21 protein-coding genes are annotated in these 21,467 nt (G+C 37.9%); 14 read left to right on the top strand and 7 right to left on the bottom strand.

The features are described from left to right. Nucleotides 1-3 precede the first annotated feature (3 nt). From WC623_RS12900 to WC623_RS12855, 10 genes are all read left to right on the top strand, one after another. A complete protein-coding gene (locus tag WC623_RS12900) occupies nt 4-1,434 on the top strand; it encodes a RagB/SusD family nutrient uptake outer membrane protein (protein ID WP_372851641.1) in 1,431 nt (476 codons plus the stop codon). A gap of 10 nt (nt 1,435-1,444) precedes the next feature. Continuing rightward, the gene (locus WC623_RS12895; RefSeq protein WP_372851639.1) at nt 1,445-2,197 is read left to right on the top strand and encodes a DUF4843 domain-containing protein; all 753 of its coding nucleotides are present in this window, start codon (nt 1,445-1,447) and stop codon (nt 2,195-2,197) included. 33 nt (nt 2,198-2,230) lie between these two features. Then, nucleotides 2,231-3,802, top strand: a complete 1,572-nt coding sequence (locus WC623_RS12890) for a PKD-like family lipoprotein (protein ID WP_372851637.1) — start codon at nt 2,231-2,233, stop codon at nt 3,800-3,802. Between the two features lie 40 nt (nt 3,803-3,842). Then, nucleotides 3,843-5,000 (top strand): peroxiredoxin family protein, encoded by a 1,158-nt coding sequence (locus WC623_RS12885; protein WP_372851635.1) that lies wholly within the window; start codon nt 3,843-3,845, stop codon nt 4,998-5,000. 1 nt (nt 5,001) lies between these two features. Continuing rightward, nucleotides 5,002-6,195: a TlpA family protein disulfide reductase gene (locus WC623_RS12880; protein WP_372851633.1), complete on the top strand. Its 1,194-nt coding sequence runs from the start codon at nt 5,002-5,004 to the stop codon at nt 6,193-6,195. 59 nt (nt 6,196-6,254) lie between these two features. Further along, the gene (locus WC623_RS12875) at nt 6,255-7,964 is read left to right on the top strand and encodes a trypsin-like peptidase domain-containing protein (RefSeq protein ID WP_372851631.1); all 1,710 of its coding nucleotides are present in this window, start codon (nt 6,255-6,257) and stop codon (nt 7,962-7,964) included. A 53-nt stretch (nt 7,965-8,017) separates the two neighbouring features. Then, nucleotides 8,018-8,398, top strand: coding sequence for a hypothetical protein (locus WC623_RS12870; RefSeq protein WP_372851629.1), 381 nt, complete (start codon nt 8,018-8,020; stop codon nt 8,396-8,398). Between the two features lie 242 nt (nt 8,399-8,640). Beyond that, nucleotides 8,641-9,444 (top strand): MbnP family protein, encoded by an 804-nt coding sequence (locus tag WC623_RS12865; RefSeq protein WP_372851627.1) that lies wholly within the window; start codon nt 8,641-8,643, stop codon nt 9,442-9,444. 10 nt (nt 9,445-9,454) lie between these two features. Then, a complete protein-coding gene (locus WC623_RS12860; RefSeq protein ID WP_372851625.1) occupies nt 9,455-10,501 on the top strand; it encodes a cytochrome-c peroxidase in 1,047 nt (348 codons plus the stop codon). A gap of 9 nt (nt 10,502-10,510) precedes the next feature. After that, a complete protein-coding gene (locus WC623_RS12855) occupies nt 10,511-11,440 on the top strand; it encodes a transporter (RefSeq protein ID WP_372851623.1) in 930 nt (309 codons plus the stop codon). 59 nt (nt 11,441-11,499) lie between these two features. Here WC623_RS12855 and WC623_RS12850 read toward each other — a convergent pair whose 3' ends face one another. Further along, entirely contained in the window at nt 11,500-13,281 is a 1,782-nt protein-coding gene (locus tag WC623_RS12850) for a hypothetical protein (RefSeq protein WP_372851621.1), read from the bottom strand. Between the two features lie 133 nt (nt 13,282-13,414). Here WC623_RS12850 and WC623_RS12845 point away from each other — a divergent pair, with 133 nt between their 5' ends. From WC623_RS12845 to hemN, 4 genes are all read left to right on the top strand, one after another. Further along, the gene (locus WC623_RS12845) at nt 13,415-14,599 is read left to right on the top strand and encodes a PAS domain S-box protein (RefSeq protein WP_372851619.1); all 1,185 of its coding nucleotides are present in this window, start codon (nt 13,415-13,417) and stop codon (nt 14,597-14,599) included. Then, on the top strand, nt 14,600-15,655 hold the full coding sequence (locus WC623_RS12840; protein ID WP_372851617.1) for a response regulator: 1,056 nt from the start codon (nt 14,600-14,602) through the stop codon (nt 15,653-15,655). Between the two features lie 82 nt (nt 15,656-15,737). Then, complete coding sequence (locus WC623_RS12835) at nt 15,738-16,220, top strand: lactate dehydrogenase (RefSeq protein WP_372851615.1); 483 nt, start codon at nt 15,738-15,740, stop codon at nt 16,218-16,220. Beyond that, on the top strand, nt 16,198-17,562 hold the full coding sequence (gene hemN / locus WC623_RS12830; protein WP_372851613.1) for an oxygen-independent coproporphyrinogen III oxidase: 1,365 nt from the start codon (nt 16,198-16,200) through the stop codon (nt 17,560-17,562). The genes WC623_RS12835 and hemN overlap by 23 nt, the downstream gene beginning before the upstream one ends. Before the next feature lie 41 nt (nt 17,563-17,603). Here hemN and WC623_RS12825 read toward each other — a convergent pair whose 3' ends face one another. The 6 genes from WC623_RS12825 to WC623_RS12800 are packed head-to-tail and all read right to left on the bottom strand — an operon-like array spanning nt 17,604 to nt 21,463. Then, a complete protein-coding gene (locus WC623_RS12825; protein ID WP_372851611.1) occupies nt 17,604-17,990 on the bottom strand; it encodes a group III truncated hemoglobin in 387 nt (128 codons plus the stop codon). Between the two features lie 5 nt (nt 17,991-17,995). Beyond that, a complete protein-coding gene (locus WC623_RS12820; RefSeq protein ID WP_372851609.1) occupies nt 17,996-18,745 on the bottom strand; it encodes a sulfite exporter TauE/SafE family protein in 750 nt (249 codons plus the stop codon). Beyond that, complete coding sequence (locus tag WC623_RS12815; RefSeq protein WP_372851607.1) at nt 18,673-19,098, bottom strand: FixH family protein; 426 nt, start codon at nt 19,096-19,098, stop codon at nt 18,673-18,675. The genes WC623_RS12820 and WC623_RS12815 overlap by 73 nt, the downstream gene beginning before the upstream one ends. 4 nt (nt 19,099-19,102) lie before the next feature. Then, the gene (ccoG, locus tag WC623_RS12810; protein WP_372851868.1) at nt 19,103-20,500 is read right to left on the bottom strand and encodes a cytochrome c oxidase accessory protein CcoG; all 1,398 of its coding nucleotides are present in this window, start codon (nt 20,498-20,500) and stop codon (nt 19,103-19,105) included. 1 nt (nt 20,501) lies between these two features. After that, a complete protein-coding gene (locus WC623_RS12805; RefSeq protein ID WP_372851605.1) occupies nt 20,502-21,299 on the bottom strand; it encodes a cbb3-type cytochrome c oxidase N-terminal domain-containing protein in 798 nt (265 codons plus the stop codon). Further along, nucleotides 21,296-21,463 carry a hypothetical protein gene (locus WC623_RS12800; RefSeq protein ID WP_372851603.1) on the bottom strand — a complete coding sequence of 56 codons (168 nt, stop codon included), beginning with the start codon at nt 21,461-21,463 and terminating at the stop codon, nt 21,296-21,298. Before WC623_RS12800 ends, WC623_RS12805 begins: the two co-directional genes overlap by 4 nt. Between the last annotated feature and the right edge of the window lie 4 nt (nt 21,464-21,467).

Below are 21,467 nucleotides of genomic sequence, written 5' to 3'. Positions count from 1 at the left end.
GACATGAATACTACAAGATCAATAACATATTTAATTCTGCTATGTTTTGCCGCAGGGATGATATCATCCTGCAATAAATGGCTGGATGTAGAACCTAATTCTCAAATTAAATCTTCAGAGCTGTTTAAAACAGAATCAGGATTCAAAGAAGCTTTAGCTGGTGTTTATACGCTGATGACGGCGGAAAGCTTATATGGCAAGGAACTGCAGTATGGGATGAATAGCGTTCTGTCGCACGAATGGACTTCTTTTCCACTGGTTTATAACGAAGAAGCAGAATATGATTATCAGGCTGTGAATGTTCAGAACAGGATTAATAGTGTATGGAATGGCTTATACCAGGGGATCAGTAACTCGAATTACCTACTTAATGAGATTGATGCTAAGAGATCAATGTTTACGGGTGATAATTTTGCAATTATAAAAGGAGAAGCGCTGGCGTTACGTGCATTTCTGCATTTCGATTTGGTAAGGCTCTTCGGTGCATCGTATCTCGTAGATATGAATAAACCTGCAATACCTTATGTCACTCAATACAGTGCGAAACAGACACCACAATCCACCGTTAAAGAAACTTATGAACTCATCCTCCGCGATCTTGAAGCAGCAAAAGAATTGCTGAAGGTTGATCCGATTTTTACGGGACGGGTTATTACTGAGGCCGATGATACCGGCTACCTGCTCAACCGACAATTGCATTTGAATTATTATGCGGTTGAAGCTCTTATGGCCAGACTCTATTATTACACCGGTGCCTATGAAAAAGCAAGGGTAGCAGCAAATGCGGTGATCACATCCGGAAAATTCACTTACTCTTCTCAGTCCGATCTGTCTGCTGGAAATGACCTCACTGGTGCTCATGAACATATATTTGGACTGAACATTAACAACCTTTACAACTATTCCGATCTTTATCTATCAAAGGATCGCCTTATAAGCAACACATTTTTTTTGAGTGCAGCTGCCAGGAATGCCTATTATCCTGAAGGTTCAGTGGATTACCGATATATCTATCTGTTCGAAGTTGGCGAAGGGGATAAAGCAAGTAACTACTATCTTAAGAAATACAATGCGCCGATAGCATCAAATCTTTATTACAGAAATAAAAGTGTTGTCATTAAAATTTCTGAGATGCAATTTATTATTGCGGGATCTAACCTGGCAGAAGGAAAGGGGATTATTGAGCCATTGAACAAAGTGAGATCGGGCAGAGGTCTGACCCCTTTGACGGTTGAGCCTATAGAACCTACGGTAACTCTCTTAGAAGAGTTTAGGAAAGAGTTTTTTGGGGAAGGTCAGCTTTTTTATCAATACAAGAGATTGAACAGAACGATCATCACAGGTACTGATAAAAATCTGGTTGCTTTGAAAGCTTACATATTACCGCTCCCAGTTGCGGAATACGAATCTGGTAACCGAAACAGTAATCGTTAAACTATATAAGATGAGATATATTTATATTATCCTGCTTTTGTTATTAACAATATCAGGTTGCAAAAAAAATGAATTAAAATATTTTGAAGAAGAAGTACCGCTCCTGAACATTTGGTTTGGTACAAACAACGTGCTGGATAGTATTACGCATAACTTTGCTTATAGTCCAACAGATAGGGATTCTTTGGTGTTTAATTATCGGATAGCGGGTTATCCGGTTGATTATGAACGTGTATTTGAGCTAACCACTACAGATTATGATGCGAAACTGCTGACTTTTACCTTTAATAAATATAAGATCCCTGCAGGAAAGTCATTAGGGAAAATGGTTTTTTATGTAGATAAGCCTACGGACAAGAACCTGTTTGCAAACCGTGATTTAAATGTATCATTTAAAGTTAAACAGTCATCAGTTTTCCAACCTGCTTTAAAAGAATTAAACAATCTTAAAATCAAATTCAAAAATGCCGTTACCAAGCCAGACAACTGGGATAATGCTGTTTTGCCGAATTTACCACTGAAGAATTTCTTTGGTTCGTATAGTACGGAGAAATATAAGTTCGTTATCCAGGTGACCGGGTTATCTAATTTAGTGGTGGAAAGGAATATTAAGGTCAATCCTGAGCTGCCTCCTAATACGATTACGGAAATCCATGCCAAAGCATTACAAGTTCAATGTAAAATAGCACTTGATCAGTATAAAATAAATAATAACGGTAAAGATTTGTTGGATGAGAATCTAATTCCTATTGTTTTTCCATAATAAGAATCGTGTAAAAATTTAAAGATTGAACTCATGAAAAAAAATAACAATATAGCATGGTTACTTTTATCCCTTATGGTGTTATGTATTTCCTGCTACAAGGATAAGGGGAATTACGAATATAAACCATTGGAAAAGTTATTAATTGATACTGCAAAAAGAAATATACGTAGCGATTATGCAATTTATCGATATGATGAACTTGTCATTAACCCCAGAATATTTTTTGATCAGCAAGAGGTAACTTCGCCAGATCAGGTTGCTGGTAAACTGGCGTTTACCTGGTCAATTTATCAGGCAACATCTGGGAAACTTTACACCAGGGACACTATATCCAATGAAATAACACTAAGTAAATCAATTTCAAAGCCTGCCGGAAGGTGGATTGTCATCTTAAGTGTAAAGAACCTCGTTACGCAGGTTGAAGAGTACATGAAGTTTAATGTGCAGGTTGATGAACAGCTTTCAGACGGCTGGATGTTACTTTACGAGAAGAACGGAAATACAGATGTCGGGCTGATTGTGGATGACTGGACGAAAAAAAATGTTGTTAAGACAAGGACCTTCAGTGACATGTTCCAGATGTCAAATGGCTACCCTTTATTAGGAGAGCCACGTGGCTTGATGCATTCCGCATCAACATTGACTACTGCTGAAGTAATGATCGCATCTGCCCGCGATTTAGTAGCAGTTGAAAAATCTTCATTTCAAGTGTTTTATCCATTTGAAAAACTGTTCTGGAGCTTTGTACCTGGTGGAGAAATTAAATGTATATCAGCGAATAATACTAACGGAGGAAGAAAGGAAGTGATTATTTACAATAATAGGATACATGGGGTAAACCATAGCACTTCTGGTGTCAGCAGGATTAATTTTTTCGGAACAGCTTATAATGGCAGTTATGGTGATTTGGCAGAATGGTCTGCAACTGCATTCGGTATCGGTTTTGAGGCTGTGGTGTATGATAAAACAAATAAAAGGTTTCTGAATATTCCTACCAATGGTACGGTCGTTCAGGGATTTTCCGCCCAGGCTTCGACTGCAGCATTCGATGTCAATAATGTTGGCCTTGATCCTGAAGCTTTTGATTGGGGCCGCGGAAGTGGTACACCTACTGTGGGTTATGAATACAGTGTGATGAAAAACAATACCGATCGTTTTTTATTAGTTAGCAATTTTAATAGCTCTACTGCGGTTATTGGGACTGGAAAATATCAAATCACAGGGATTCCTTTAACTACCCCTATACGTACGCTTAATTCTGCTTTCGTTGGTAATTATACACTGATGGGTACAGAGAAAACCGTTTACCTTCATCGTTATCAACAGGGGCCAAACGCTATTGCAGAATGGGAGGCTCCCGCAAATGAAGAAGTAACCTGTGTGCGCCTGCAGAAGTTTTTCTATAATCCTGGGTTATCTGCTCAATTGTTGCCTCAGCCTAACACAGTCGTATACATTGGTACCTGGAACCCAGGCACAAAAGAAGGTAAAGTATATGCTTATATAATTGACCAGACTAATGGAACGATCAATAAGTCTACCGAGCGTGTTTACACTGGCTTTGGGAAAATCAAGGACATGGGATATAAATGGAGCCTGTAACCTGTAACTATTAAAAACGAACAAAACTTAGATCAATATAATGAAACAAAAAATCGCATTTACAATGGTCCTGCTTGCTGGATTTATTTCGACACAAGCACAGGACTACAACATCAAAGGAAAGCTCGAAGGACAGGGCAACGAAAGAATCATTTTGAGGGGCCTAAACGGAGAGATAACTGTAGAAGCAAAAAATAATAGCTTTGAATTGACAGGGATAGCAGGAGAGGAACCTTTTGTTACCACGATCAATACCAGCCTGGATCGCAACCTTTATCTGGGTGGAGGTAAAACAGGAATGTATCAACCATCATTACCATTGGAAATTGTGCTTTCTAAAGGTGCAAATTTGGTGATTACCGGTAATGCGATTGATATAAACATGGCTTCAGTAACTGGGGATGCACTAAATGAAAGCTTCACTCAATTCAGAAAATCTGAACTGCATTTGGTTAAAGAAATGGATGCACTTCGTCGTCAACTTGTAGAAACAAGAATTATGGGTGTTAAAGAAGGAATGAATGAGATTGGGAAAAAGATGCTTGAAAACAGACAAGCTATGGCTGCATCCAGAAAAAAATTCATTAAGACACATCCAGATGCTTTTGCTAGTATTTACTTCTTATCATTAACTGCAAAAGAGTATAAGACTGCGGAACTCGAAGATACTTATAATGGTCTTTCTGAAACCTATAAAAATACTCGTTATGCAAAGGGTATTCTGGCTAAAATTGAAGCTTTAAAAGTGGCGGATGCAGGCGGACCTGCACCTGATTTTACCAAACCTGATGTAAATGGTAGGCTAGTTAGTTTATCTCAATTTAGAGGGAAGTATGTGTTGCTGGATTTCTGGGGTAGCTGGTGTGGGCCTTGTAGAGCTGCCAACCCTCATTTGAAAGAACTTTATTCCGCTTATGCCACTAAAGGATTTGAAATACTAGGAGTAGCAAGTGAAAAAGTAAGCGGACAGGCCCAAGCTGAAAAAGTATGGAAGGAAGCTATAGAAAAAGATGGACTAACCTGGACCAATGTTTTAAATAATGAATTATCTATGAAGCAGGATGTTGTCCAGTTATATAATATTGAAGGTTATCCTACACAAATTTTACTGGATAAAGAAGGTAAAGTTATTGGTCGCTGGCTTGGTGCTGCGGGTAAACAACTGGATGATAAATTAAAGGCCATTTTTAACAAATAATATGTTAGCTAAACTAAAAAATATAACGGCATATGTACTGCTTGCAGGATTGATGTTGTACTGGAGTATGCCTGTATCTGCCCAGATTAAAAAAGGAATAACCGTTACAGGAAAAGTAAAATTTCAGAATCCTGATATTTTTAAAAAGTATAACATGGTATGGTTGTACAAGGGGATAGGAAAAGGAAGAAAGGCTGTCGACTCAGTTAAAGTAAACGTCGATGGCAGCTTCAGCTTATCAGTTAAAGCATCAGCATCAGGTTTATATTCCTTAGATATTTTAAAGTGGCAAACTGCTATTTTCTGGTCTGATGCAGATGTGAATCTTTTTGCTAGGGGTTATGACACCGCAAGAACAAAAAGTAAAAATTCTGGTTTCGTACGTTTAGAGAGCAAATCATCAGGTACAAATTTGATCACTACTGCTTTGTATCAGAAGTATCTTGCAGATCAGGAAATGGATTTGCTAAGCAAAGAGATGCTTACCGCCAGAAATTACATGAAAAAAGACACTTCGTGGTTCACTTACTTGAGAACCAATGGGTTGATCAGGCAAAAGGCAGATTTTGAGACATTAAGGCTTAAACAGTTGATTACTGCAAATCCAGGCAATCCGGCTGCCGTTTATTTGCTCAGTATGCTTTCCACAGATAAAGAGTCTGATTTTTTTTCAACGGAGCTTTCAAAGCTGATAGACAAACATCCACAGCTGGAAGAAGCTAAACAACTCAAAAAAGAGTTCATGGAACAAAATGCGATTAAAAATGCCTTGAAAAAAGGCAGTGTGATTCCCCATATCGCCTACAATGACCCTTTTGGGAAGGCAATAGATATCAATTCTTTTAAAGGAAAGTATGTGTTAGTAGATTTTTGGGCAAGCTGGTGTGGACCTTGCCGAAAAGCCATTCCGGAAATTAAAGAATTGTACAGTAAGTACAAAGACAGTGGTCTCGAAGTATTGAGCGTTTCTGTGGATACTGATCATGCAGCCTGGAGAAAAGCCATGTCTGAAGAAAATATGCCTTGGCCACAGGTATTGAGTCCTGATAAAAACAAAACGATGGCCAGTTTTATGATCGTTGGTATCCCGACACTTTACCTGATAGACAGGGAGGGGAAAATTGTTGAAAAGTACACAGGTTTTAGTGCTAAGCTGAAAACGCAACTTGAAGACGTTTTTAGTCAGAAAATATAAATTCTAAAATAAAAATGGCACCGTTTATAAACAGGTGTCATTTTTTTATAATTAAAATAATGAACTTAATTCATCCCGGCAGAATTGCGGCCTTATCTTTTATATACTTATGTTGTTTCGTATTTGAAGGTTACGCACAACAATCTTTTGATGCGAAACGTGTAGAGGCAACCACATCCGCAGTCATCAAAAAAGTTTATCCCGCATGTGTGCGCATATGGGGATATGATACCGTTAAGAAAGCGCAGAACAGTGCTCAGTTTAGTGGCGTTGTAGTGACTGCTGAAGGGCACATTCTTACGGCTGCCCATGCGATAAGACCGGGCAAAACTTACCTGGTCAATTTTCCTGATGGCAAGACTGTACTTGCAGAAGGAATGGGAAGGATTGCTTCTGAAAGTCAGGGCAGACCCGATGCTGCTATGGTAAAAATAAAGTCAAAAGGAATATGGCCATACGCGGAAATGGGCTGGTCTTCCTCAATAAAATTAAATAGTATGTGCGTGAGTATCGCTTATCCCACAAGCCTCAGCCAAAAACTACCATCGGTAAGGTTTGGCCGAATTAGCCGAGTAACTGATTTCTGGGGATTTATGGTATCGAGCTGTGCAATGGAACCCGGAGATTCAGGAGGACCTTTGTTTGATGATCACGGACGTGTTATCGGCATCCATAGCCGGATTGGTGTGGATGAAAAAATCAATTACGAAATTCCGGTTGATACTTACCGTAAATACTGGTCGGTACTTAATGTAGCGGAAGATTATAAATCCTTGCCTTTGCAGGTGGATTCCTCTGGGGTAGATCTGCAGGAAGCGCAAATTAAGCCTGTTCAAGAATTAGAAAATATGGAGAAACACTTCAGTAAGCCTGCATTTTATTTTGCTGGTAGCTGCCTACTGGTCAGGTCTGAGATAAAAGGAAAGTCGCAGCAGGTGTATGCGACCTTGTTATCAGTGGATGCTAAAGTCTCCAATTCAAAATTCAAGGCAGGGAGTTTCTTACTCAGTAAAAGCTCATTGACTGGTGATCATATTGTTGTTGAGACCGTTAATGGGAAAAAAAATACGGCGGTAGTTGTATCCAGAGATAAAGAAAACGATTTAGTTCTTTTGCATGTGGCTGCTAAACTAGGCACTGGAGTAAGATTAAGTGCTTTGCCTGATACAGCCCTTAAATGCAATGCGATTGGGAAGTTCCTGTTATCGGCTATGCCGGGACAAAGTAATAAGCTGAGTGTTTTGGGTAGTAGCTATTTTTCGCTAGATAAGAAGTTTAGCTCGGGATATTTTGGTGCTTCTGCCACCTTTATAAATAAACAGATTGTCCTGACAAGGATCGCGCCAGCCAGCCCCGCTGCAATAGCAGGATTGCTGCTTGATGACCAGATAACCGTAATTAACGGAGTTCCAATATCACTTCCTCCAGAATACGGCCGGGAGATAATGAAATACGAACCTGGTGACACCATCATCGTTCAGGGCATAAGGGCGGGTGTTCCTTACAACATATCGGTACATCTTACCTCAATGCCCGCAGTTGGAAGTCACCCTGCCGATCATTTCGCTGGTGGAAAGAGCAGGAGAAGAGATGGTTTTAAAACCGTTTTTACACATGATGCTATTATAAAACCAGAAGAATGCGGAAGTCCTGTTTTTGATTTAAATGGAAAATTCTATGGTGTAAATATCGCAAGGTTTAGCAGGACATCGTGTTTGGTAATGCCGGCTGATGTAATCAGTAAATTCGTGCTTAAAAGTCTAAAATAACTTGCAATTGATGTTAGTTATATCGGTATTAAATCTTATTTTTGCGCCTAATTATGCTTAGGAGCTTTACCGCCATCTTTCTATTGCTTGCATTAACATCCAGTCAGTTTAGCCGGTTGTTTATTTATGCGGGTTTTGAGCTTAATCAGAATTACATCTCCAGTACACTATGTGAAAACAGGAATAAACCTGAATTACATTGCGATGGTAAGTGTTATCTGATGAAAAAACTTAAACAAGCGGAAGAAAAGGAAAAGAAGCAGGCACAGGAAGCACAGAAGAAAAATTTTCAGGATCATTATCTGATTAGACCGAATGTTTCTTTAACGTTACCAGCTTATTTCATCAGAAAGATTGCTGCTGTCGAAATCTCCTTTAAACTTCCCACGAACACTTTCGAGCTGTTTCAACCGCCGAAAACTTACTTTTCATAGTCAAACAGTTTAAATTTTCTTTGTTAAAATAATATGTCCATCTTTTAGATGGTACTGGAATTTTTATGCTGCTTGAATCTTAAAAAATCCTTACGATTTAGCAAGTTGTATTACAATTAAACCACTGTCAATCTTCTTCTTTTAGTAAAGATGCTGACCTGAAGTAAAGGGGAAGCGAAATGAACTCAGGATGAAACAGGGGGCTAATGATGCAGCCTGTGTAATACCTTATTTTAAAAAAAATGAAAAGAATACTATCAATTATAAGTCTCTCTATATTGTTGACTGCCTGCTCTAAAAATGATGATCCAAAACCAGACTTTAACGAAAGTGAAAAAGCTGGTTTATCTATACAGTTTGACAATATAGTAGGTAACAAAAAGCTGATTTTAAACAATGGAAATTATACCAATGCATTAGGTCAACAGTTTAATGTTTCCATGTTACAGTACTTTATCAGCAATATCAAATTGAAAACTACAGAGGGACAAGAATATATTGTTCCACAAGATGACAGTTATTTCCTGATCAATCAAGCTGATGCAGCAAGTCAGTTTGCAAAGGTTCAGGTTCCTGTGGCAGATTACCAATCCTTAACTTTTACTATTGGTGTGGATAGCTTACGCAGCACTATGGATGTAAGCAAAAGAACAGGTGTTTTAGATCCGGCTGGAGATCACAGTACGAGTGGAATGTATTGGTCGTGGAACAGCGGTTATATATTTCTAAAGCTGGAAGGTTCCGCTCCTGATGCAGGATCTGCTGATCAAAAAATCAGGTATCATATCGGTGGATTCGGTGGGTACTCAGCACCGGGAATCAATAACATTAAGTCAGTAACTATTGATTTAAGAACAGCAGGTATTGCTAAAGTACGCAAAGACAGGAATAGCAATATCCACTTGTTTGCAGATATTATGAAAGTCTTTAATGGCCCTGCCAACGTTAGTTTTGTTACAAACCCAACTGTAATGTCCGGTTCGTACAGCACAGTGGTGGCAAATAATTATGTAAATATGTTTAGTCACGATCATACTGAAAATTAATAGGATAACCATGAGAGCAAACCACTTATATGTATGGTGTGTCATCATACTTTTTATAGTTGGCTGTAGTAAAAATGAGGTTATAAAAGAAGAGATAGAAAGTTTCCTGGGTTTTAAAAAACCCGGGAACTTTCCTGAACCTGAATATAATTTCGTCAATAATCCGGTCACCAAAAGTGGGTTCGAATTGGGAAGAGCCTTATTTTATGAACCCAGGTTTTCAAGGGACAATTCAATTTCATGCGGTTCTTGCCACATACAATCTGCCGCTTTTACACATCATGGTCATGATGTAAGTCATGGTATTGAAGACAGATTGGGTAAACGTAATTCTCCGCCAATTATGAACCTGGCATGGAGGAAGACTTTCATGTGGGATGGTGGAGTATTTGATCTGGATCTGCAGCCGATTGCACCAATAACGGCACATGAGGAAATGGATGAAACCCTTGAACGTGTATTAGCTAAGCTTAGGGCAATGCCGAAATACACCAGTTTATTTAATGCAGCTTTTGGAACTGAAGAAATCAATACTGCAAGAACAATGAAAGCTATGTCTCAGTTTATGCTGATGTGTATCTCTAGCAATTCCAAATATGATAAGGTGATGCGTGGGGAAGATAATCAGGAATTCACTACAGAAGAAGAACAGGGGTTCAATTTGTTTAAGCAACATTGTGCAAGTTGTCACAAAGCACCTTTGTTTACTGATGAATCTTTTAGGAATAATGGAATAGGTATTGGCTCTGTAGATGATCTGGGACGCTATGAGATTACAATGAATGATGCTGACAAGTATAAATTTAAAGTACCTAGTCTTAGGAATCTGAAATATAGCGCACCATATACGCACGACGGGAGGTACTTAACACTCAAAGGTGTGTTAGATCATTATTCATCAGAAGTAATGCAAACGCCAAATCTGGATCCCTTACTACAGCAAAATGGAAAACTGGGAATTCCACTTTCAGAAGCTGATAAAACTTATTTGTTGGCTTTTCTGAATACATTAAATGACGAGACTTTCATTAAGGAGAAGTCCCTTTCTGAACAATAAAAAATAGAAATGATGAATAAAATAATAATTGCCACATTGATATTGCTTATGACAAGTTTAACAGTAGTTAAAGCATGTGATATTTGCGGATGTGGTGTTGGAAGCTACTATCTTGGTATTTTACCTGAGTACAATAAGCGTTTTTTAGGGATGCGCTATCAATACAAGAATCTGAATACGCATTTGGGACCCTATGGAGAACGGACACCGATTACTGCTGATGAAACTTATCAAAGCGCAGAACTTTGGGGCGGATGGAACATCGGGACTAAGTTCAGAGTGCTAGCTTTTGTACCTTATAATTTTAATGAGCGTAAAGCTCAAACTGGCAATGGAAGTAAAAACGGATTGGGAGATATTGCATTGATGGGATATTATAAAGTGTTTGATCATAAAGGAACAGTGGGCGAACGTTTATTGGTACAATCACTATGGATTGGTGGAGGAATAAAAGTTCCTACAGGTAAATATGAGCCCGCTGAGAGAACTGCTGTTCAGGAATCACCAAATAACTTTCAACTGGGTACTGCAAGTACAGATTTTACCCTTAATGCTGCGTATGATATCAGGTATAATGATGTAGGATTGAATGCCAATGTAAACTACAAGATCAATACGGAAAATAAGTATGAATATCGTTACGGCAATAAGTTTACAGCTAATTTGCTGGCTTATTACAAAATAAGAATTGCAAAAGCGATTACAGTTGCTCCGAATGCAGGCGTTTTATATGAGACGGCTCAGAAAGATATAGAATCTGGTAAGTATGATGTTGATGTATCGGGAGGCTATTCACTATCTGCTGTAGCTGGTATTGAGGTAGGAATGAAAGGATTATCTTTTGGTGCAAACTATCAGAATGTTAGATCTCAAGATCTGGCAGGGGGAAGGGCTTATGCCGGAAATAGGTTAATGGTACATATGTCTCTACCATTTTAATTCTACCTACTCTTGAAGCATTTAAAGGGGTTGTATTGATTAATTCAACCCCTTTAAATTTATATTTTAAATGTTGAAAGTTTATTTTCAGCCAGTTGCAGTTGTTGTTGCATTTCACTGATAGCGATATTACTTTGCTTTTTTAGCTCAGGAATCAGTTCTTGATAATAAGCAATGCCTTGCAGCAATTGCTCTTTAAATTTACTGAAATACTTTGCTTTTTTAACGCTCAGTTCATCTAATTGCAAGGAGATATCTTTCTTTAGGTAATCTACATATAGGTTCAACTCATTGATAAACAGATTAGGGCGATTAACAGATTCCAACAGGTTTGTTTTGCCATAAATGTGCTGTATCATTTCTTTTAAGGAATATTTTCCTGAGAAATAGGCAAGATTAGGACCTGGACAAATGCTCACGGCTTTACTTTCTTTTGGCTTCAGGATATCATGTTTTAAATAAGTTGAGGAGCATAAACCCTCGCAAAGACATATTTTTTCAGTGATGGCATCAAACTGTTGTTTGCGATTTTCTGGTGTCAGTTCCTGCTTTTCAAGTTCTTTAAGTTTCAGATTCTGGTATTCCCGGGATGCTGTACATATTGGCAAAGCCGTAAATTCTGTATTTGTAGATAGAAATTTCTTTGTACAGGGGCTACCTGGTCTGCCTTTGGCAATACGCTCCAATCTGAGTTGTTCCATGCTGCTTTTCTTAAAGTTGTTAAAAAGTACGCCCAATGGTGATGAGTTACTTACATAATAGTCAGACTGATCGGCATTAACCAGGTCAGTAAGTGTATCTTCATCTACATTGGTGGCTTCTGGAACCAATAAAAATGGACTTCCCCAACCAGCAGCATCCAATTGGTAATAATTGATCAGAAACTGATGCTCTTCAGCGGTGCCAATTCCACCCTGAGCTGTAATTCGCTGTTGAGGAGGGGAAATAAGGGAGATGTCTTTTATGGCTAAGGCTGCCTTATAAATATCAAATAATTCAATAGCCAATGAAGAACGTTTTTCTTTAAATTCTTCTAAAATTGGTCCCAATAGAAAGCCTTCTGTAGCGAAAGCGTGCCCGCCACAGTTTAATCCCGATTCGACTCTGAATTCAGATACCCATAAGCCCTTTTTTGCTAGCATCTTTGCTTGTATCATTGCTGAACGGAAATCACTAACCTTCAGGATAATGGTTTTGTTATAAACACCAGAACTGTCGGGGTAAAAGTCTGCACATTTCTCCATATAGGCATACAAACGAGGATTTAATCCGGCCGAGATGATAACAGATGCATTAAGATCGCTGTTCGCAAAACCCCGCATGGCTGCAAGCGCATCGGCATAATCATCGCCCAGGTATTCATCTTTTACGCTATAATTGGCTTTGTCAACTTTCGACATAATATTTACATCAATATTTCCAGGTTTTAGCTTTTTCTTTAATGCCTCAAATGCTAATGCTTTCTCTTTATCATCAGTGATTCCCTGTACTTCCTTGTATTTTGTTTTAAGGAAAGATTTATCTGGAAGTAGCTCGAAATAAGTATCTAAGGCAGTTCCGGTATCGGCTGGCCCATTTAATAAATTTTTAAACTGTTCCTTAATTAGCTTATTTAATAAATTCAAATAAGAAGTAATTCTTACTGCACGACTATCTGGTTCTTTTTTATCAATAAGTACATAATTTTCGTTGTTTTTTTCAGAGTGAAATTTCCTCATTCGCTCAGTCAGCTCATCATCCACAATAGAAACAACAGAAGAAATCCCATATTTAGCCACTTTTAAAGGAGTATCTATAGAATATCCCAGGCCTAGTACTGGTATATGAAAGGTATGATTCATGATTTATTAATAAGATTTAGAACGCAAAAGAGCATACTATTCCTAGTTTAAAATATGATGGGAATCACTTTTAAAATTGACTTTGACGATAAATTGATGATTATAAAATGTATATATTTGTGAAAACGCAGATATGGAGCAAGTCAGGTTATTAGAAGCAATTATTGAAACTGCTATTGATGGGATTATTACCATTGACAGGAGGGGGCATATTGAAAGTCTAAACCCAGCTGCGCTTAAACTATTTGGTTATACTCTTGAAGAGGTAAAGGGGCGAAACATAAAAATGCTGATGCCTGAGCCGGATAAAAGCGGACATGATGGTTATCTGAACAGATATCAAACTACGGGTGAAAAACGGATCATTGGTAAAGGACGGGAAGTACGAGGTCTTAGAAAAGATGGCTCTACTTTTCCATTCAGACTTGCTGTTAGTGAGGTACAATATGATGATCGTATCATTTATACAGGTTTTATACATGACCTTTCGAAAGAGAAGGAAGCCGAAGAACGTTTGCGTGAATATGCTGCTGAACTTGAAGAACTGGTAGAAGAACGAACCAAATCATTAAGAAAATCAGTAAAAGCATTAAGTGAAGCAAAAGAAGAGGTAAGTTTGTCGCTGGTGAAGGAAAAAGAACTTAATCAGATGAAAAGTCGCTTCGTTTCCATGGCCTCACATGAGTTCAGAACACCACTTAGCTCAGTTCAGCTTTCTTCTTCACTGATCGAGAAATACGCGCAACCTTTTAATAATAAAAATATTACCAAGCATGTTGGCAAGATCAAAAATGCAGTCGGTAATTTAACTACAATATTAAACGATTTTCTATCGCTCGAACGTTTGGAAGCAGGTATTGTGGAGCCGGTTTATATTCCTTTTGATTTGGTGAAACTATCAGAAGAGGTGACAGAAGAAATGCAGATGATTGCCAAACAACAGCAACATATTATTTATCAGCATACCGGTTTAGAAAGCATGGTTAGCCTGGACCAGAACCTGATCCGTAATTGTATGATTAACCTGATCTCTAATTCTATTAAATATTCAGGTGAGAATACTTTTATAGAGTTTAATACAGAGATCAATGATAATGAATGTACCATTACCATAAAAGATAATGGGATTGGAATCCCAGAGGCTGATCAGAAGCATTTGTTTCAGCCGTTTTTCCGTGCTAACAACACTGGAAATATTCCTGGTACAGGATTAGGATTAAATATTGTACTGCGTTATGCAAGCCTGATGAATGGAGTCTTGCATTTTCAAAGTGAGATCAATAAGGAAACTACTTTCAAACTTTCTTTTAATAAATAAATGGAGAAAACGACTATACTTATTATTGAAGATAATGATGACATTAGAGAAAGTACTGCTGAAATACTTGAATTGGCGAACTATACCGTTTTACAAGCCGATAATGGAAAGATAGGTTATGAAATAGCGACAAAGCATTCCCCGGATCTGATTTTATGCGATATTATGATGCCTGAGATGGATGGTTATAGTGTGTTGTATATGTTGAGCAAAAATCCCAAAACGGCTGTTATTCCTTTTATTTTTCTGACTGCTAAAGCAGAACGCATTGATATGAGAAAGGGTATGGAAATGGGAGCTGATGATTATTTGACTAAACCGTTTGATGATGTAGAATTACTGAACGCAATTGAAATAAGGTTAAGCAAGAAAGATAAACAAGAAAGCTTTTATAGTCAGTCTATAGAGAAATTATCAAGTTTAATAGTAACTTCAGGTATGCCTGCACTTCAGAAAATGATTGAAGAGCGTAAAGTACGGAACGTAAAAAAGAGGCAGGTTATTTATTATGAAGGTGATGATGTTAACGGTATATATCTGATCCTTACTGGTAAGATTAAAACGATAAAGCTGAGTACTGATGGGAGGGAATTACTTACAGGTATGTATGGTTCAGATAATTATTTTGGAATCGCAGCTTTTTTAAGTCAGGAACCTTATGCAGAAACTGCGGAAGCGGTAGAAGATTCTACAGTATGTTTATTACCGAAGGAAATGGTTGAAGAGTTACTGAATAAACACCCTGATGTAGCCAGACAATTTATTCAGATTTTATCTAATGATTTGTTGGAAAAGGAAGAACAGTTATTACAATTAGCTTATCATTCTGTAAGAAAGCGTTTGGCAGAAGCACTGATCAGATTATTAAGGCAGGAGGAGAGAAGTGATGAATTAAACCTGAAAGTTTCAAGGGATAACCTGGCCGCAATGGCTGGTATTGCTACTGAAACGGTAAGTCGCATATTAAGCGATTTTAAAGAGGAAGAAATAATAGAGCGAAAAGGGAGTAAAATTATTATCCTGGACGAGTTCCGTCTTCAAAATATGAAAAACTGACGAATATCACTTTTTCAACTGATTGAACTCATTTCTTATGAATTAAGGTACTGGTAAATTTGATTATTAATAATCAGTTTACATGAAAGTTGTTGCCTACAGTATAAAGTCATTCGAGAAAGAACCCCTGGCCATTGCCAATCATAAAAAGCATGAAATCACACTGATTTCTAACATGCTAAATGCCGATACTGTAAGCTATGCGACAGGTAAGGAAGCAGTAATTGTATTTGAAGATGATGATGTCTCAGCAGATGTGATCAACGAATTAGCTGATATGGGAGTGAAGTTTATTGCTACACGCTCAGTGTCTACCAAGCACATAGATCGTGATGCTGCTACTACCAGGTCTATACGCGTTGCAAGCGTGCCACAAATTGCCTTAAACAACCTTAATGACAGTCAATTACCTATGGCCCTGGCTGAGGAAACCATATTAAATCTTGACAAATGGCAGCAGAAGAAGTGTCTGGGATTAGCCTGTGTTTGTTCCAGATCATGTGACCAGATAAACCACTCAACTCTCCACAACCACACCACTCATGAACACAAGCACACTGACTAAAAGGTACCAAGTTGCAGCTCCTCGTTATACCAGTTATCCAACGGTCCCATATTGGGATGAAACCGGTTTTAATGTTGAAAAATGGAGCCAGGCTATTGTAAAAGCATTTGATATTAGCAATCACCAGGATGGGATTAGCTTGTATATACACCTTCCTTTTTGTGAGGACTTATGTACGTATTGTGGCTGTAATACCCGTATTACTAAAAATCATGGTGTAGAAAAACCTTACATTGATGCTTTGTTAAAAGAATGGCAACTTTATATTAAGTTGTTTAAGAACAAACCAGTAATCAGGGAATTACATCTTGGTGGTGGAACACCGACTTTTTTTAGTGCCGATAATTTACAGTTTTTAATTAATGGTTTGCTGAACGATACAATCTTACATAAAGATGCTGAATTTAGTTTTGAAGCGCATCCAGGAAACACAACGAAAATGCACTTAAAAACGCTCGGTGAATTAGGCTTTAAACGCTTAAGCTTGGGAATTCAGGATTTTGATCCTGTAGTGCAAACCGTAATCAATAGATTTCAATCAGTTGGACAGGTAGAAAGTACAACAAAACTTGCGCGTCAGAATGGATATACCTCCATTAACTATGATTTGATTTATGGCTTGCCTCATCAGACTTTTACAGGTCTTTCAAATACGATAGAGGAAGTGATCAGATTAAAGCCAGACAGGATTGCATTTTACAGCTATGCACATGTACCATGGGTTAAACCAGGACAACGTCGTTACACGGAAGAAGATTTACCTACATCTGAAGCTAAACAGGAATTATACAAACTAGGTAGAAGAATGCTAAAGGAAAATGGTTATATAGAAATAGGTATGGATCATTTTACCTTGGAAACGGATAGCCTTTATAAAGCAGAAAAGGAGGGTACTTTACACCGAAACTTTATGGGATATACGCATCAATATAGCCGTGTATTGGTTGGCTTAGGAGTTTCCTCTATAAGCGATACCTGGAATGCGTTTGCACAAAATGTTAAGACAGTAGAAAATTACATGGAAATTGTGAATAGAGGTGAGTTTCCAGTATTTAAAGGTCATATTCTTACAGAAACAGATCTCCTGATCCGCAAGCATATTTTAAATATCATGTGCAAAGGATATACCGCATGGACTAGCAAGGAATTGGAAGATGAAGATTTTGCTAAAGGGATAGCTAAAATGCGCTGGTTAGCAAATGATGGTTTAATTATGCTCTCTCCGAACCAGTTACAGGTTACCGCTATTGGTAAAAAATATTTAAGAAATATTTGTATGAGTTTAGATGCAAGGTTGTGGGAGAAACAGCCTGAAAAACAGCTATTCAGCTTAGCAGACTAATTGTACTTATATTCCCCCGCAATTAATGCTCATTAATGCAATTACAGGCTGGTCTTTTGATCGGCCTGTTTGATTTTATACTCCATCAATTGTCCAATAGAGGTGGCTCTGATAATTGCTTTTTCGGCAAGTGGGCCTTCGAAATTATTGTTTATAGTTGTTTTCCATATTTCCATCCAGCGTTCAAAATGAGCTGGAAGAAGGGGGACAGAACGATTCAAATCCAGGTGTTTTAACATTGGGTTACCCTGGTAAGTAATCACATCAAAAAGGATAGTTTCCCAAAAAGAAACCATAGTTGGGATATGACTTTCTAAATCGAACTTAGCAGCTGTAAATACAGGGCCTATAAGTGAATCAGCTAATGCTGTTTTATAAAATGTATTTACAAGGAATTGTATATCCTCTCTATGTGCTATATCTTTCATGATTTCTAATTACAGTTGCTAATTCCTGTTGCTGCCGGACTTAAGTATGGGATGTCTAGCGTTAACCCCCTTAGAATGAACCATACTCCAATACAAAGCATCAAGTAGGGGACAATGCGATTAATTTTCTGTCTGAATAGATTTCCTGTGAATCCAACCCCAAGTGTAGCAATGAACATCAAAGGTAATGTTCCTAGTCCAAACCAAAACATATATGCCACAGAACTTTGTATACTTTCGGTATTTAAAGCCCCGGCAAGGGCAAGATAAACAAAACCGCAGGGAAGGAAACCATTGATAAAACCTATAATAAGATGGTTGGCTTTGTGTTTTAAAGCATAGTTAAACATCTTGTTGAAGGGACCGAGTAAAAAGGATGGGCTATCGTTTAAGAATCGAAATTTGAATATTCTGGAACAAGCAGCTATAACAATAAGTAATCCGCTTAGAATGCTTACAATTTGTTGAAAGCCGGCTAACCAGATCTGTTTACCGATAAGGCCGATAACTATCCCTAAAATGCAATAGGCAATAGTTCGTCCAAATTGATAAATAAGCTTATCGGCCACGATAAAAAACCAGCCCTTTTTTAATGATGGAACGGCAAAAGCAAGGGGACCGCACATACCTATGCAATGTACGCTCCCCATCAATCCAATCATAAAGGCCAGTTTTTCGTTGCTCATGGTATCATTACCTCCTGTTCGTTTAGGTAGGCTTTCCCATCGGTTGTCCATGCAATGATCAATCGCCATTGCCCTTTTTCTATTCCGATAAGGGGTATTTTTACAGTATGAAGGTTGTCCGTACTGATGGATATTTTTTTGTCTAGTCGTTTATCAGAATTTCTGATCAGTTTTAACTCACCTTTAGCCTTATCTTTAAAGGTAAGCAGGATAAAGGTTTCTGTAATACTGATCTCTGGTGCTGCATCATCAGTTTTTACATGTTCTTTGCGTTTGTAATCTTCATCATAAGCTAAGCCTTTTTCATAGTAGTCTGTGTCTACAAGAGCATCAGATTTACTGTTGATCATCTTTATGGCAAGCACAATAATGAAACTCATAAAGCAAAGCATGCCGATTATTAATTTTGTTCCCCAGTTCATTTCTTTAATCATTAGGTGGACCTATAAAAGTTGTTTCAAATCGATCAGCAATTTTATCATTAGCAATTAGCTTAAACTTAATGACCGATTTGTAAGTTTTAATGTCTTTTTGTGGAAGGATTACAAAGAATGTGAGTTTTGCTACTCCTCCATAAGCGATACTATCCAGTTTTTGTATGTATTGTATTTTTGCTCCGGGCTGGTCGGGTACGATTTCAAACTTAATACTACTGTTGGTTTTGTTTATGAGCTCAGCATTATATAAGTTGCTAACTGCTTTTTCTTTGTCTCTTAATTGGAAAAGTGTTCCACCAGCTCTAAGGATGGTGGTTTTAACGTCGCTTCTGGTAATCAGCAAATAGGAAAGTACAGCTATCAATAAAAATAAAACACCTGAGTAGGCATAAATGCGTTTGTTCAGATAAAATGCTTTTTTATTTTTTATTTCGTCTTCGGACTTAAAGCCAATTAGTCGGGTAGGACGGTTAATTTTTTCCATGACCATATCACAAGCATCGATACAGGCAGTACAGTTAACACATTCCATTTGTGTACCATTACGGATGTCGATGCCGGTAGGACATACATCAACGCAAAGTTTGCAATCTATGCAATCTCCAGATAGGTTTTCTGCCGCTTTAATGCGCTTAGCTCTTGGTTCACCACGCTCATAATCATAAGCAACAATGATACTTTGATTGTCAAGTAAAACACCTTGCAAGCGTCCGTAAGGACAGGCTACTGTACATACCAGTTCTCTCATTTTAGAAAAAACGAGGTAAAACACAAATGTGAATACGGAGATAGAAATAAATCCTGAGAGGTGTTGGGAAACTGGCTCTGTGATAATTTTAATGAGTTGAGTTGAGCCAATTAAATATGCTAAAAAGGTATTTGCAATTAAAAAAGATATGCAAAGATATATACCATGTTTTAAGGTCTTTTTAAAGATTTTAGTACCCGTAAGTGGGCCTTCGTCAAGTTTTTTACGTTTAAAATGATCTCCTTCAATCCAGATTTCAATTTTACGGAAAACCATTTCCAGAAATATGGTTTGGGGACAGGCCCAACCACAGAAGACACGGCCAAATACTACTGTGAATAAAACAATGAAGACAATAAAAGTAAGCAGGGCGAGTACAAATAAATAAAAGTCCTGTGGCCAGAATATAATACCAAAGAAGACGAATTTCCTTTCCAGTACATTTAACAGAATCAGTTGCTCACCATTTAGTTTAATAAATGGTGAGGCAAACAATAGTACGAGAAAGAAATAACTAATTACCGAACGGTATTTGTATAACTTTCCTTTTACAACTCTGGGATATATCCATTTACGATTTTTCCCATCATCAGTTAATGTTGAGATCTGATTTCTGAAATGATTTGGACTCTGCGACATATTATTCTTTATCACCTTGCGGAGCTTTAGCTCCTGGAGGATTACTTCCTTTTATAGATAAAATGTAGCTGGTAATATCAGCAATTTGCTTTCCGTTCATAGACTTCTCCCATGCGATCATTCCTTTTTCAGGAACTCCATATTTTATGGTTCTGAAGATATCTTTTACAGTTCCGCCATGAAGCCAGTATTCATCTGTAAGATTTGGTCCAACCGTACCTTCACCATGTTCACCGTGGCATGGTGAACATACATTTTTAAACAAAGCGGCGCCAGCTTGTAAAACAGCTTCATCCGATGAAGCCTCTACATTGTTTTCATTTATTTTATTTGCTCCACCAGCACCTGGTTTCTGCAACATCACCAAGCGTTCTTCTTCAGCCTGGAGCAGCTCTGCAGCATATTCCTGCTCCTGAGATTGACCCCATCCGATAACATGGTAATTCACCATATAGCCTATTGCGAAAATGATAGTGCCATAAAAGAGTACCATAAACCAGGCGGGAGTTGGATTATCTAGTTCAGCAATCCCATCAAATTCATGCTCCATTACCAGGTCTTTCTCTTCCGAAAGTGGTCTTAGGCCTAATATCCAGTTCCACAGTGTCTTTTTTTCTGGTTTTTCGGCTTCAAGCTGATCTTGTTCAATCTGGTACTTCTCTTTTTCCTCAGCAGAAGCAAAATACGTTGGATGTAAGCTTTGCTGAACAAAGATTTTGATTACTCTCAAAACCAGTATTGCGGCTATTAATATGCTTACTGAAACAAACAGTAAGGCCCAAAGTAATATATCGTTCATTTTACATCATCTTTTAAAGGGAGTTCACTCATATATTTTACCTCATCTTTTTTCATTGTAAATAGCAGGACAGCTACCATAATGAAGAAAAGCATGAATATTCCCAGTGAGGTAAGCAGGTAGCCGTTGTTACCTGTGGCTTGATCTAAAAATTGTTTAAACATGGTA

The sequence above is a fragment of the Pedobacter sp. genome (genome assembly GCF_041645105.1).
In the GTDB taxonomy this organism is placed as follows: domain Bacteria; phylum Bacteroidota; class Bacteroidia; order Sphingobacteriales; family Sphingobacteriaceae; genus Pedobacter.
This window is presented reverse-complemented; position numbering and strand designations above follow the sequence as displayed.